Annotated in this window: 16 protein-coding genes; all 16 read right to left on the bottom strand. The window is 28.7% G+C overall.

Going from position 1 to position 14,839, the window contains the following annotated elements; all coding sequences use genetic code 11:
• Positions 1-130 precede the first annotated feature (130 nt).
• A complete protein-coding gene (locus JW646_RS14155) occupies positions 131-331 on the bottom strand; it encodes a capping complex subunit for YIEGIA (RefSeq protein ID WP_083399238.1) in 201 nt (66 codons plus the stop codon).
• A complete protein-coding gene (locus JW646_RS14150; protein ID WP_228415501.1) occupies positions 332-1,264 on the bottom strand; it encodes a YIEGIA domain-containing protein in 933 nt (310 codons plus the stop codon).
• A 22-nt stretch (positions 1,265-1,286) separates the two neighbouring features.
• Positions 1,287-2,228 carry a YIEGIA domain-containing protein gene (locus JW646_RS14145; protein ID WP_148556232.1) on the bottom strand — a complete coding sequence of 314 codons (942 nt, stop codon included), beginning with the start codon at positions 2,226-2,228 and terminating at the stop codon, positions 1,287-1,289.
• Positions 2,229-2,337: 109 nt separating this feature from the next.
• Positions 2,338-3,621 carry a HAMP domain-containing sensor histidine kinase gene (locus JW646_RS14140; RefSeq protein ID WP_074915195.1) on the bottom strand — a complete coding sequence of 428 codons (1,284 nt, stop codon included), beginning with the start codon at positions 3,619-3,621 and terminating at the stop codon, positions 2,338-2,340.
• Positions 3,622-3,637: 16 nt separating this feature from the next.
• Positions 3,638-4,327 (bottom strand): winged helix-turn-helix domain-containing protein, encoded by a 690-nt coding sequence (locus JW646_RS14135; protein ID WP_074915193.1) that lies wholly within the window; start codon positions 4,325-4,327, stop codon positions 3,638-3,640.
• 12 nt (positions 4,328-4,339) lie between these two features.
• Positions 4,340-5,050, bottom strand: coding sequence for a peptidoglycan editing factor PgeF (gene pgeF / locus JW646_RS14130; protein ID WP_206924089.1), 711 nt, complete (start codon positions 5,048-5,050; stop codon positions 4,340-4,342).
• Between the two features lies 1 nt (position 5,051).
• Entirely contained in the window at positions 5,052-5,510 is a 459-nt protein-coding gene (gene nrdR, locus JW646_RS14125; protein ID WP_018589846.1) for a transcriptional regulator NrdR, read from the bottom strand.
• Between the two features lie 25 nt (positions 5,511-5,535).
• Positions 5,536-5,805, bottom strand: coding sequence for a YlmC/YmxH family sporulation protein (locus JW646_RS14120; protein ID WP_074915189.1), 270 nt, complete (start codon positions 5,803-5,805; stop codon positions 5,536-5,538).
• A 116-nt stretch (positions 5,806-5,921) separates the two neighbouring features.
• On the bottom strand, positions 5,922-6,695 hold the full coding sequence (sigG, locus tag JW646_RS14115) for an RNA polymerase sporulation sigma factor SigG (RefSeq protein ID WP_074915187.1): 774 nt from the start codon (positions 6,693-6,695) through the stop codon (positions 5,922-5,924).
• Positions 6,696-6,782: 87 nt separating this feature from the next.
• Positions 6,783-7,502, bottom strand: coding sequence for an RNA polymerase sporulation sigma factor SigE (gene sigE, locus JW646_RS14110; protein WP_074918976.1), 720 nt, complete (start codon positions 7,500-7,502; stop codon positions 6,783-6,785).
• 39 nt (positions 7,503-7,541) lie between these two features.
• Entirely contained in the window at positions 7,542-8,369 is an 828-nt protein-coding gene (locus JW646_RS14105; protein WP_074915185.1) for a sigma-E processing peptidase SpoIIGA, read from the bottom strand.
• A 295-nt stretch (positions 8,370-8,664) separates the two neighbouring features.
• On the bottom strand, positions 8,665-9,831 hold the full coding sequence (gene ftsZ / locus JW646_RS14100) for a cell division protein FtsZ (RefSeq protein WP_074915183.1): 1,167 nt from the start codon (positions 9,829-9,831) through the stop codon (positions 8,665-8,667).
• Between the two features lie 437 nt (positions 9,832-10,268).
• Positions 10,269-11,003 (bottom strand): cell division protein FtsQ/DivIB, encoded by a 735-nt coding sequence (locus tag JW646_RS14095; RefSeq protein WP_228415500.1) that lies wholly within the window; start codon positions 11,001-11,003, stop codon positions 10,269-10,271.
• Positions 11,004-11,127: 124 nt separating this feature from the next.
• Complete coding sequence (gene murA / locus JW646_RS14090) at positions 11,128-12,378, bottom strand: UDP-N-acetylglucosamine 1-carboxyvinyltransferase (RefSeq protein WP_228415499.1); 1,251 nt, start codon at positions 12,376-12,378, stop codon at positions 11,128-11,130.
• Between the two features lie 68 nt (positions 12,379-12,446).
• Entirely contained in the window at positions 12,447-13,664 is a 1,218-nt protein-coding gene (gene murG / locus JW646_RS14085; RefSeq protein WP_228415498.1) for an undecaprenyldiphospho-muramoylpentapeptide beta-N-acetylglucosaminyltransferase, read from the bottom strand.
• Positions 13,665-13,678: 14 nt separating this feature from the next.
• Positions 13,679-14,809: a stage V sporulation protein E gene (spoVE, locus tag JW646_RS14080; RefSeq protein ID WP_083399237.1), complete on the bottom strand. Its 1,131-nt coding sequence runs from the start codon at positions 14,807-14,809 to the stop codon at positions 13,679-13,681.
• Positions 14,810-14,839 lie beyond the last annotated feature (30 nt).

Below are 14,839 nucleotides of genomic sequence, written 5' to 3'. Positions count from 1 at the left end.
TTTCCACATAAATGTATTCTCTAATTTTAGATGTAAATACATCATTTAATCATACATGATTTAAAAAAATTAGTCAACTTGTATCTATCTTTCACCACTATAAATTAACAAAAGGTACCCCTAAGGTACCTTAATGTCTTACTACTATAAGAATTTCCTCAGTTATTTCATGAACCATACCATCCACACACTTTGCTACTAGTAAGGCTTTCTTTTGCATATCATCATCGTCATTTGCATAAAACAAAGGACACCCTCCTGATATGCTCATATTTTTATCTGTAGTTATTACTGCCATTGTATATGAATTAATACCTATATCATTTCCCATTTATTTACTCTCCTTTCCTTCAATTCTTAGATTTCTTAATGCTAAATGTTTACCTCTAGCACTATCTAGTATAGGGCAAGATTTAACTGCCTCTATTACTTTCCTTTCATCTTTTTCCATTGGTATAAATGCAATATATATAGCTTGGCTAACTGGATCTTTTCTAGGTATTGGAGTTAAAGCAGGTTCATCACTTTCTTTATGTACTCCAAGTCTCGAATATAGGTTGTAACATATTGCCTGTCTTTGTCCTGGATAACTTAGAATACCTGCATTAGTATAACTACTATTTTTAGGTCGTATTTCAATTCCTATACCATCTTTTAAATACCTCTCTCTATCACTTTTCAAACCAACATTTGTTATCCCTTTCAAATTTCCAACTTTTAATAAAGTGCCATCTACAAAACTAATGTCTACAATAGATACTTCAGCTATATCATCAATGCATTGTCTTGATAATGCTTTTCTAAGAAGAAAAGCTATGGATAAACCAATTACTGTACTTATTATTGTGGCTGAATTATCACTAATATTAGTTTCATTACTTAGACCATAAAAACATGCTACAGTTATAAAAGATGTTACAATGCACATGTAATTTCTAATTTCATAAGTTCTTGCTATTTCCTCAATAAAGGAATTTCCTCTAGGAACTAGCTGAGTAGGTTCCAAATCTTGCAAAGTATTTCTTCTACTACTTCTTACTTGTCTAAATTGTTCAGCTGCTAAGGATAAAAATGTAATTGATGTATAAGACCTATTTATTAATGCTGGAATTAATAATGATCCTAATGAAGATGCCACAAAAGCTAATACTATTTGTGATGTTAATACATTTGGTTGGGCTGGATATTGTTTGTTATCAAGATTTAACATGATTAATCTTGAAATAATACCTATTGTTAACCCTATAAAAAATATGTTATTCATTTACTCACCTCTTTTATCACTTTTATTTGAAAAGTAACGTTTTTTTCTTATAAGCACTTTGTTTGCCTTTTGATGTACCTATAATAGGTGTGCTTCCTGCTGCTTTCATAAGTGTTATTTCATCTTTTAGTAAAGGTATCATAACCATTACTACAGATTTCTTTTTTAAATCTGTTTCTCCAATTGCTAGTAAATCTCTGTCATCTACATCTTTATCCATACCAAGTTGAATATAAATATTATGCATTATAGCCTTTTGTTGACCTATATCATTTATTGTTCCAAAACTTCCCATATCTTTAGGTACTATTTCTATGGCAATACCTTTTTCCAAGTATTTTTTCCTACTGTCTTTTAGACCAATATTACCCATGACTACATCATTAACTTTTAAAAGAGGACCATCAAATGTTATTTTTGCTAAATATATATCTGCTAAGTCATTAACACTTTTTCTTCTTAATAACATTCTAAATATAAGGGCTAACGCTACTGCCCCTATAGTTGAAGTAACTGTACAAACTAATACACTATCGTTATATATTCTAGAAGTAAATATGTATATTAGAGATGCTATCAAAGCAGAGAATAAACTTACATAACTTCTCACTTCATAAGTAGATGAAATTTCATCAATATATGGTTGTCCTTTATCTATCAAATCATCATTATCAATATTTTCTAAAGTGATTTGTTCTTGTTGTGATAAACCTTGAAATTGTTGTATCCCTACTGCTAAAAAAGTTAATGCTGAGTACTCTTTATCAATTAGTGCCGGTAAAGCTACAGAACCAAGAGACGCGGCTAAAGCTGCCACTATTATTTGTTCTATATAATCCTGTGGTCTTGATGGATATTGTTTATCTTTAACTCTTAGTACAAAAAATCTACATAAAGTACCTATTACCATAGCTGTAATAAAAGCATGTCTAAATAGGGCATCATTTATTTGACTATCATTCATAAAACTAAATCCTCCTAATAATTTAATACTTTTAGAGTAAATTTAAAGTTATTTACTAAAAATCTATAAATTTAGTTTGTGCAAAAAATAAAAAAAATTCCCTACTAATCTAGGAAATTTTTTTCGGTAATTTTACTATAAATTTGCTACCCTCTCCAAGCTGGCTTTCTAGGCCAATGCTACCCTTTAGTGAGTGAACAATATGTTTTGTTATAGCAAGACCTAAACCAGTACCTCCTACTGATCTACTTCTAGCCTTGTCTACTCTATAAAATCTTTGGAATATTTTACTTTGGTCTTCTTTTGGAATACCTACGCCGTTATCTATAACTTCTATTACTATTTCATCATTTTTTGTAAATTGGTTTACAGTTACCCGTCCTCCTTCTGGAGTATATTTTATAGCATTGTCTATTAAATTAAGAAGTAACTGTTTTAGGTAATCGCCATAGGCCTGAACTACGGCTTCTTTATCCTCAAAATTATATTGTAAATCAATTTTTTTTGAATTAGCTATATAATTTATCATCTCATATACTTCTTTAAATACATCATAAAGAATTATATTTTCCATTACTAAATTGTTTTTACTTTCTATAGACGACAATAAAAGTATGTCCTCTATTAACCTTTTCAACCGATCTGATTCTTTCTGGATTATTGCTAAAAATCTATTTCTTTTATTTACCGGCAAGTCTTCATTCATTATTAAAGTCTCTACAAATCCATTTATTGATGTTAGGGGGGTTTTTAGTTCATGACTAACATTTGCCACAAAATCTCTACGCATGTTTTCTAATTTTACAATTTCTGTTATGTCTTCTATATTAATTATAGAACCTATAATAGCATTTTTAGAGTTTTGCAGATATACAGGATCAATTTTTATTCTATAAACCGTTTCATCATCCAAAGTTACATTATTGCTATGATTTTCTTTACTTCCAATATATCGTTCTACACCTTTTAAGATATCATCTACATTAATAACTTGTTTTAAATTTTTCCCGTCTTCTTTTCCATTACATTTACTTTTTATCATCCTACGAGCTTCATCATTAATTAAGATAATATTACCGTCAATATCTATAACTATAATTCCATGGGAAATACTTTTAAGCACTGATGTAAGTTGAAGATGTTTATATTCAACCTCTTCAATAGTATTTTCCATTGTCTCCATCATAAAATTAAAGTTTCTAGTAAGTTCGCCTAATTCTCCTCTAGCCGAAGTTTGTAATCTTGAATGAAATTCTTTATTACTTACTTTCTTAGATAATTTAATGAAACTTTTTAAAAATCTTCGTATAGTTATTGTATATCTGTATAAAAGTATTGCCACACTACAAGCTAGTAACATAACAAAAAAGTAAATACCGCTAATAGGCTCCATATATTTTCTCCATTCCTTACTCTATTTTATATCCTATTCCTCTAATAGTTTCAATATATTTTTCATTACTATCTGGACTCTCTATTTTTTTTCTTAAATATCTAATATGAACGTCTACTGTTCTAGTTTCACCATAAAACTCATATCCCCAAATTTTGTCTAATAAAAAGTTTCTAGATAAAACTTTTCCTTTGTTTTGAAGTAAAATTTTTAATAAATCAAATTCTTTAAGAGTTAAATCAAGTTTTTCTCCATTTTTAGTTGCTTCATGTTTAATTAAATCTAGTTTTATATCTTTTACTGTTAATATTTCTTCTTCTCTTGGCGAATTCATATTGTATCTTCTTAAAACAGAACTTATTCTAGCAAGTAATTCTTTAATACTAAAAGGTTTTGTAATATAATCATCTGCACCACCTACTAAGCCCTCAACTTTATCACTTTCCATATTTTTGGCTGTAAGCATAATAACAGGTATACTCTTAAGATCTTTATCCCCTCTTATTTTCTTCAATACGTCAATACCACTTATATTTGGTAACATCCAATCCAGTAGTATTAAATCTGGTTTATTTTCTTTTGCTTTTAAAAAACCATCAAACCCATCATAAGAATAGTCTACAATATAATCTGAAGTCTCCAAATTAAATTGTAGTAGCTCTACTATATGCTCTTCATCATCAATTACAAGAATCTTAGTACTCATTATTATTCCTCCCTATCTAATTTGAATCATTGTTCCTATTCTCTTTGGTGTTTTATTGTGTTTTCTGTAAGAATAGAATTTGTCATGATTACAATTAGTACATATTTGAAGATTTATTATATTTTCTTCTTTAACCTTACAATCTCTTAACATAAGTTCATTAATTTTCCATAAATCCAAATAATATTTATCATCTTTTATTATATCGAATTTTCCTGCATAATTTGCTAAATTTGTGTTAAATTTTTCAACTAAATCTTTTGAAACTTCATAGCAGCATGGCCCTATTGATGGTCCTATTACACATATTAAGTCTTTTGGATTAGAATTATAATTCTTACTCATTTCTTTTATAGTTTTTTCACTTATATTATCATAGGTACCTCTCCATCCTGCATGGGCTAACCCTATAGCTTTGTTAACAGGGTCAACAATTACAACGGGCACACAATCCGCTGTTAATATTAATAATGGAACCTTAGGAACATTGGTAATTAAAGCGTCTCCATCTATTTTCTGTCCTATATTATTTTCATCAATTTTATTAACTATGCTAGAATGAATTTGAGAATTTCTCGTTAAATTTATTAATTTAAACTCATCTTGTGTAAATGTCTTAAACAAATCATCTTCATTTTTTGCATCTATATTAGTAGTTGTTATGACTAAGTTAACAAAATCTAATTCTTTTTCTATTCTATCTACAGTTATATAGTTATTCATATTATTTATCCTTCTCCATTAATATGGTTTTTAATTCATTAACAAAAGTGTTTATATCTTTAAATTGTCTATAAACAGACGCAAACCTAACATAAGATACTTCATCTATATCTTTTAGTTTGTCCATAATCATTTCACCAATTATTTTTGTTTCTATTTCAGTCATATAATTTTTATTTATTTCATTTTCTATGTAAGATACTACCCCTTCAATTTGATCAATTGAAACTGGTCTTTTTTCACAAGATTTTATCAGACCATTTTTTATTTTTTCTCTATCAAAATACTCTCTTGTATTATCTTTTTTTACCACCATAACAGGTGTTGTTTCAATAGTTTCGTAAGTTGTGTATCTTTTTTTACAAGATTCACACTCTCTTCTTCTTCTAATAGAATTACTATCTGTATGTCTTGAGTCTACAACTTTAGACTCCTTATAGTTACAATAAGGACATTGCATAATCTTCCTCCTTAGTTAAGTTAGTTTAAATTTTTATTTCATCAATGTCTAATTTTCTTTCTGAGCCTATATTTACTATTATTGTGTCACATCCTATTTTTAATATATCATTCCAAAATATTACATCTACATCCATTCCTCTAGAAAAAAATCCTCCACTACCTTCTCCTGTAGTTGAAAAAGATACAACTTTGCCTTCATTAACATCAATGTCTATGTCTGTAATAAATCCCATCTTCTTTCCATTTTTTACATTGATAATTTCTTTATCCATTATATCAGATACTCTTAACATATTATAACATCCTCCTTAAAAATACAAAAAAAATATATTTCTCTCTTAATAATTTTTATGCAAAAAAATCCTTAGTATTCTTCTACTAAGGATTTATTGTTCATATTTAATTATAATTAAATGTACTTTCTCATATTTTTCAGTGCATTTTTTTCAATTCTTGAGACTTGCGCTTGAGATATTCCTATTTCATCTGCCACTTCAATTTGAGTACGGCCTTTATAAAATCTCAAATCCAATACAAGTTTTTCTCTGTTATTAAGTTTTTTTATTGCTTCTTTCAGTGCTATTTCTTGAAGCCAGTGCTCATCAGTATCTTTTTTATCCTGAACTTGATCCATTACGAATATGGCATCACCATTGTCTTGGTATACAGGGTCAAATAAAGATATTGGATCTTGTATAGCATCTAGTGCCATAACAACAGATTCAACATCTAACTCTAGCTCCTTTGCTATCTCTGAAACTGTTGGTTCCTTTGAGTTGCTTCTAATCAATTTTTCTCTAACTTGAAGTGCTTTATAAGCAATATCTTTTAATGATCTACTAACTCTTATAGGATTATTATCTCTTAAATATCTTCTTATTTCACCTATTATCATTGGAACCGCATAAGTTGAAAACCTAACATTTTGACTTAAATCAAAATTATCTATAGCTTTTATGAGACCGATACAACCAATTTGAAATAAGTCGTCAATATTTTCTCCTCTATTGTTAAACTTTTGAATGATACTTAGAACTAGCCTTAAATTACCCCTAACAAACTGTTGTCTAGCTTCTTCATCGCCTGCCTTAATTTTAACTAGAAGGTCCATCATTTGAGCATTTTTAAGAACTGGCAATTCAGATGTATTCACACCACAGATTTCAACCTTATTAATTTGCATAAGTTTCAGTCCTCTCTTAAAAGATTCTTTATATGAAATTATTTACATATCATATATTTTTATACTTTTATCGAGATTTTATTTAATTTATACAAATTTTTTCATTTCCTTTTTTAACCTACTAATAATTTTCTTTTCAAGTCTAGAAATATAAGATTGAGATATACCAAGGATGTTAGCTACTTCCTTTTGGGTTTTTTCATTTCCTCTTGTACTTAAACCAAATCTTAATTCCATAATTTGCTTTTCTCTATCTGATAATTTATCCAAAGCCATAAATAATAAATTCTTATCTATTTCTTCTTCAATAATTTTATATATTTCATCATTTTCTGTTCCAAGTACATCTGATAGCAATAATTCATTACCATCTAAGTCAGTATTTAAAGGTTCATCAAACGAAACTTCAGCTTTTTTCTTATTATTTTTTCTAAGATACATTAATATTTCATTTTCTATACATCTAGATGCATAAGTTGCTAATTTAATATTTTTATTAGATTTAAATGTATTAACAGCTTTTATAAGCCCAATAGTTCCTATTGATATTAAATCCTCAACATCTATACCAGTATTTTCAAATTTTCTAGAGATATAAACTACTAATCGAAGATTTCTTTCTATTAAGATAGTTTTTACATTATCATCATTTTCAAGTCTGTCTATTAGCAATCTTTCCTCATCTGGTTTTAAAGGTGGAGGCAGTATATTTACACCGCCCATGTAATACATGCCATTAGGTTTAATTATACCTAATTTAGATCCTATCTTTACTACCCAAGAGTTTATTTTCCACTTCATTTTCATTAATGTTAATTTCAATTATAACCCTCCCCGTTTTTAGATCTAAGAAAGTATACTTGGATTTAGTATGGCATTATAATTGTCGTCTTTAAAATTAGATATACCAAGTACAATGTTTCCTATCTTTTTATTATCAATTCGTAAATAGTCGGCTTTAAATCCTAGTATCATGTTTGTCTTATTGCTAGTAGCGTGGTTATAAGGAATTAGCCTTACCCTAGATGATATATCTTCACTTAAATCATTGATGATCTCCTCTGCCAAAAATACATCAACATACTCATAATTATAATTTTCAGGCAAATACTTTTCTAACAAAGAAGAATTCACCATAATTACATCACTTTTACTTAAAGGATCTTTTAGAAGATTTCCACTATCTAATAGGGCAATACACTTAAGTTCTTCTCCAAGAAGCGAAATTGTTACTTCTTTAGTAAATTCTTTAATATGATTTATTAACGTAATATCCGAATATATTTTTTTTAATATAAGACAACTAATATATACTGAGGCTATTACAAATGAAATTTTTATATGTTCTATACCTGTAAAATAAATTATAAAATATGTACTTCCACAGATAAAAAAATTCACTAAAAAAAATATAGTAAATACTCTTAAAAATTCATTTTTATCTGTATAAACAAATGAAATTAATCCTATAATTACAATAAATACTGCTTTTGAGGGTAATGTATATAGTAAATAAAACCTTGGAAGTAAATAAATTACAGAATAAATAGCTCCAACTATTGCTCCTATTATTTTTCTTTTATAAGAATTTGTATTTTTTGTAAGTATAGAAGTACAACTTATAATAATATAATTTATTAATAGGTTTTCAATAATGTAAAGATCTAAATACATTAATTACTCCCCCTTTTTATGTTTATATTATAAGCTAGTATAAAAAAATAATATGTCACTTTTAACAGTCGAAACTCAATTACTTTAATATAAAAAAACACAAAAAAAGGAAAAATTCTTCTTTTTCCTTTTTAAAATAATATTTTACTTCTTTTTAATTAGTATAAAAAAACATATATTGTTCATAATTTGTTATAATTAATAACTTTCTTTATAGTTAATAATATGCAACATGAATAAATATTATAACAAAAAAATAAGAAGCCTAAGCTTCTTATTTGATTATGTATATAAACTATTTTCTATTTCTTCTTAAGAAGACTGGAATTGGTGGTAAATCATCGTCCATATCATGAGTTGGCTTTTTAGCTTCCACTTTTTCCTCTACTACTTCTTCTTTTGTTGCTGCAACTTCCTCTACTGCAACTTTCTTAGTTGCTATTTCTGAAGGTCTATTAGTACCTCTATTTTTAAATGAATCCTCAAACCCTTGAGATGGATTAGTTTCAAATCCTGTAGCTATTACAGTTATAGTAATATCTTCTCCTAAATCTTCTCTTATAGACGTACCAAATATTATATTTGCTTCTGCGTCACATGATTCAGTAACTAAACTTGATGCTGCATTAGCTTCAAATAATGTTAAGTTCGCACCACCAGCAACATTAAGTAATACTCCTTTAGCACCTTTTATAGAAGTTTCTAGCAATGGAGATTGAATAGCTTCTTTAGCTGCTTCTATAGCCCTATTTTCTCCACTAGCAGTTCCTATACCCATGTGAGCTAATCCTTTGTCCTTCATTATAGAAGTAACATCGGCAAAGTCTAAGTTTATAAGTCCTGGCATTTTTATTAAGTCAGATATAGATTGTATACCTTGCTTTAATACGTTATCTGCTATAGAAAATGCATCTACCATTGATGTATTCTTTTGTACTATTTGTAAAAGTCTATCATTAGGTATAGTTATTAATGTGTCAACATTAGCTTTTAAATCTTTTATACCCTCTTCAGCATTTTTCATTCTTATTTTACCTTCAAATCCAAAAGGTTTCGTTACAACACCTACAGTAAGTATCCCCATTTCCTTAGCTAATTTTGCAACTATTGGCGCAGCACCTGTTCCAGTTCCTCCACCCATACCTGCAGTAACAAATACCATATCTGTTCCGTCAAGTAATCCTACTATTTGTTCTCTGCTTTCTTCAGCAGCTTTTTTTCCTACTTCTGGCTTAGCCCCCGCACCTAATCCTCTAGTCAATTTTTCTCCTATTTGAATTTGGTTTTCTGCCATAGACGATAATAGTGCTTGCTTATCTGTATTTATAGAAATAAACTCTACTCCTTTTACTTCTTCTCTTATCATTCGGTTAACAGCGTTGTTTCCACCGCCACCAACACCAATAACTTTTATAACAGCATCATTGTTGTCAGTTTCTATATCAATTCTATTATTATTCATTATTTTTTAACCTCCCTATCTTCTGAATTAAACAGTCATGTATTATGATTATACCATTTTACTTGTATTTTTTGTTAAATTACTATCTTATTCCATGAAAATACCAATTTTTACTCTTGTTATTAAACCTGTATAATAGATATTTAACAATCTGTTCTGTATATTGTCAAATAATATGTATAAATATTCCTTAAAATAATATAATATAAAAGCGTCTTATTCTCTATATTATTATACTCTTAATAGCAATGATTTGAAAATAGATATTTCCTAATTTTATGAAAAATTTCAAATATTTATCTATTATGATTGTGAAAACATTTTTCGTCGTTAGTTTGCAACATTTATCTACTTTAAATTTTACTGTGAAACGGTAGTAATATTCAAGTGATTTTTCACAATATTAATGCTTTTTTTCTATTTTTTACATAATTCTATTAATTTGAATAGGGACTATACAGTAAATAATTGTCATAAGTAAAATCCACCTTACCATAAAGTTCTTTTCTATTTTGCAAATCTATCATTACTTTACTAAGCTTTACTATGTTTTTTTCTATGTTATTATCTTTATTAAGGCATATAGTAAGCCCTGTTTTACCCTTCATAATAATTTCTTTTCCTTTTGTAAAATTGACTGTTTTGATTTGTAATAATATGTTTTCTTCTTCTAAATTTTTATATAGCGTTATAAGTTTATTCTTATCATTTTTGTTATCAAATTTTAACATTTTATTATTTAATGTATAAGGAATAGTAAAAATTAAGTCATCATTTTTTATTTCTTTTAATTCATCTACAAATTTTCCTTGATCATCTATATAGCAATAAGACTTTCCGTTATACAAAGGTCCAATAATATTCTTTTCTTTTACATTCACTATAAGCTTGTTGGGTATCTTTCTTTTAATCTCACAATCTTTAACATAGGTACTTTCTTTAACTCGATTCTCTAATTTTTTTAAATCATAGAAAAAAATATTCTTATTTTGCTCTAAATTTAATCGGTTGTTAACATCCTCTTTGGATAAATACTTATTGTTATTTATCACCACTTGTTTTAAAAAAAAGAAGTCACTTTTTAAGAAGAAACATGTTCCTAATGTTAATAGCAAAGAAAAAAATAAAATTCCCATAAGTTTATTAGTATTTATCTTTCTTCTTTTTCTCAAACACACCCCTCCTTAATTTTTTATTATATATAAAATACTTCTTTTACTCTTAAAACTCCTACAAAAGTTTTTTATTTTAATTAGCAAATTATTACAAAAAAATATAAAAGGTCTAAAAGACCCTTTATATTTTCCTAATATCTGCTCCTAAGTTGTTTAATATACCTTCTATATTTTCATATCCTCTTTCCACATGATATATATTACTAATTTCACTTTCTCCCTCAGCAGCAAGTGCTGCTAAAATCAAAGCTGCTCCACCTCTTAAATCCGGGGATTTAGTTTTAGCACCATATAATTTATTAACTCCATTTACTTTGCATAAATGAGTACTTATTATCTCCGTGTTTGCTCCCATTTTATTAAGTTCGCTACAATGCATAAAGCGATTTTCAAAAATGGTCTCATAAAAAATATTATTTTTATCACTCAATGTCATAAGAGCCATCATTTGTGCTTGCATATCCGTTGGGAAATTAGGATGGATATCTGTTTTTAAAAAGTTTATAGCTTTAATTTTCTTTGGTGAAGTTAAAATGAGGCCTTCCTTAGTATATTCAATATTACATCCTGCCTTTATTAGCGTATTATTTATAGGTTCCATATGTCTTCTTACTATTTTATCTACTTCTAAACAACCTCCCGTAATTGCACTCGCTACCATATAAGTCCCTATGGCAATCCTATCAGGAATAACAGAATGTTCAACTTTACCTAATTTATCCACGCCTTGTATTTCTATGAAATCGCTTCCTGCCCCACTAACCTTGCCTCCCATTTTATTCACGTAATCTTGAAGGTCTTCTATCTCCGGTTCCTTTGCTGCATTATATATTCTAGTTGTTCCTTTTGCTTTAACCGCTGCCAAAATAATATTCTCAGTAGCACCAACGCTAGGACTTTCAAGTATTATATCGTGTCCTGTAATTTCTTTTCTTTCACAGTTTATAATAGAGCCTTCTTCTATTTTCACTCCTAATTTTCTCAAAGAGTTTAGATGTAAATCTATGGGTCTTTTCCCTATTGCGCAACCCCCTGGCTCATATATTTTAACATGTTCTAATCTACTAATCATAGCTCCAAGTACAATAATAGATGATCTCATTTTCTTAACATATTCCTCATCTATTTCGTTGGATGTCAGATTAGAGCTATCTATTACTAATACATGGTCATTAAAATCAATTTTACACCCTATGCTTTTCAATATATCTATCATTGTATATACGTCAGCTATCAATGGAACGTTATGAATAATATTAATATTTCCATTCAATAAGGATGCAGCCATTAATGGTAAAATGGAGTTTTTCGCCCCTTTTATACTTAAGGTTCCGTGTATTTTGTTTCCACCAGTTATTAGATATTTAGACAAAATGAACCCCCCTAATCATAATATTAAATCCCTTATTATTAAATATTATGAGTTAGAGGGGGTATATGTTACTTTTTCTTTATTCCTATTGTTTTTATTTCCTTTACTTCCTCACTAGCCTTTATTTCTTTAGCTACTTCTTTTGATTCTTTCTTTTCTTTTTTTGAAATATTATTTTGTTGCTTTTCATTATATGCTTTCATAATTTCATCATATATTAAATCTATTGCTTGAGGTTTACCAATAGATTTACTTGTATTTGCCATATCTATAAGTAATTCTCTATCTCCTAGTAATTTAAATACTACTTCATTTAATTTTTCAGGAGTTAAATCTTTTTCTAATATAGCAATTCCTGCACCTTGAGATTCTATACTCTTAGCATTATATTCTTGATGATTTTCAGCAGTATAAGCCTTCGGTATTATAATAGATGGTTTTCCAAGGGCCGTTATCTCTGCTAAAGATATTGCACCAGCACTTCCTATTACAATATCACTTGCAGAAAGTCCATCAGCCATATTATCCAAATAAGGCATTACTCTTTGATAAGGTTTTAAAGAAACTTCTCCTAAAGATTCCATAAATTCATCATAGTATAGTTTTCCAGTTGCAAATATAAATGCAATGTCTTCTTTTACCATATTTTTTATTACAAGTCTCATTGCATCATTAATTTCTTCTGATCCACCACTACCACCATAGCAAAGAACCATTTTTTTATCTTCACTTATTCCAAGTTTTTTTCTTGAAGTTGATTTTCTTGATTGTAATATTTCTTTTCTTACTGGATTTCCTGTAAGAACTAGCTTATTTCTACTTTCTTCTGGAAATCTTTCATGAGAATCTTCAAAACTTGTAAGAACTCTTGTAACTACTTTAGAAAGTATTTTATTTGTTACTCCAGGGAATGAGTTTTGCTCATGAACTATTGTTACAGTTTTATTTAAAGCTGAGTTAAATAAAACTGGTCCACTAACATATCCACCAGTTCCTATTACTATATCTGGTTTATATTTTTTAACTATTCTTCTAGATTGTTCTAACCCCTTACATAGTTTAAATACTCGTTTTACATTTTCAAAATCTATTTTTCTTCTAAATCCTTGTACTGTTACAGTTTTTAACTCATATCCGTATTTTGGAACTATTTCTGATTCTATACCTTTTTCTGTTCCTACAAATAATATCTCACAATCAGGATTTTCTTCTTTTATTTTGTTAGCGATTGCTATTGCTGGATAAACGTGTCCTCCCGTTCCTCCGCCTGATAGTAATACCTTCATTGTATCATCTCCTGTTATTTAATCTTGACATGTTTTGAGATGTTTAACACTATTCCTATTTCCCCCATAAGCATGGTCAGCGAGGTTCCTCCATAACTTATAAATGGCAGGGCTACCCCTGTGTTTGGCATAGTCGATGTGGCAACAGCAATATTCAGTGCTGCTTGAATACCTATTAAAGCTCCTATACCTATTACTAACATACAAGCAAATATGTCTTCACATTTTAGAGCTATACGAACACATCTATAAACTAGTAATATAAATAACATAATTACTAAGATACATCCTATTAAGCCCAATTCTTCACCTATTATGGCAAATATAAAATCATTTTGTGGTTCTGGTATGTAAAAATATTTTTGTTTACTTTTCCCTAGACCTAGGCCAAATAATCCTCCTGATCCTAATGCATATAAGCTTTGTATGACCTGATACCCAGCTCCTAGTGGATCTTGAAACGGATCTAAAAAGGAAGTAATACGTTTTAATCTATAAGGTTCTATCATTACTAGAAGACCAAATAGCGCCACTCCTGATAAGCCCATAACGCCAACAAATTTCATATTCATTCCTGCTACAAACAGCATAACAAAGGTTACAAGTATTACTGTACCAGCTGTAGACATGTTAGGTTCAAGCATTATTAATACAAATATTAGCATAGGCATAAACAAAAGCGGTAAAACACCTTTTGTCAAAGATTTTATTTTATCGTATCGTTTTTCTATTAGTTTTGCTGTAAACACAACACAAGCAAATTTAGCTATATCTGATGGCTGGAAAGTTGCTCCTCCAACACCTAGCCATCTCTTAGCACCATTAGCTTCAATACCAAGAGGTGTTAAAACTAAAAGTAAAAATATAATGGCAACTATACAAATAGGTGTTGCATATTTTTTCCAAAGTTTATAATCAACATTGGAAAGAACCATCATTCCTATAAATCCCAGTGTTGCATAAATTAAATCTCTTTTTAAAAAGAAATAGGGATCATTATGTTTAAATGAAGATTGAATATAACTTGCACTAAACACCATGATGATCCCAAAAAATACTAAAATCATGGTAGTATAAAATACTACTGAATCAAAATCAGTCTTCATCCCCCTGTCAATTTGCTTTTTTAAAATTTTACTAGGCATCTGATAGACTACCCTCCATTTCGCAGTAAA

This window comes from Terrisporobacter hibernicus (genome assembly GCF_020809405.1).
Taxonomy (GTDB): Bacteria; Bacillota; Clostridia; order Peptostreptococcales; family Peptostreptococcaceae; genus Terrisporobacter; species Terrisporobacter petrolearius.
This window is presented reverse-complemented; position numbering and strand designations above follow the sequence as displayed.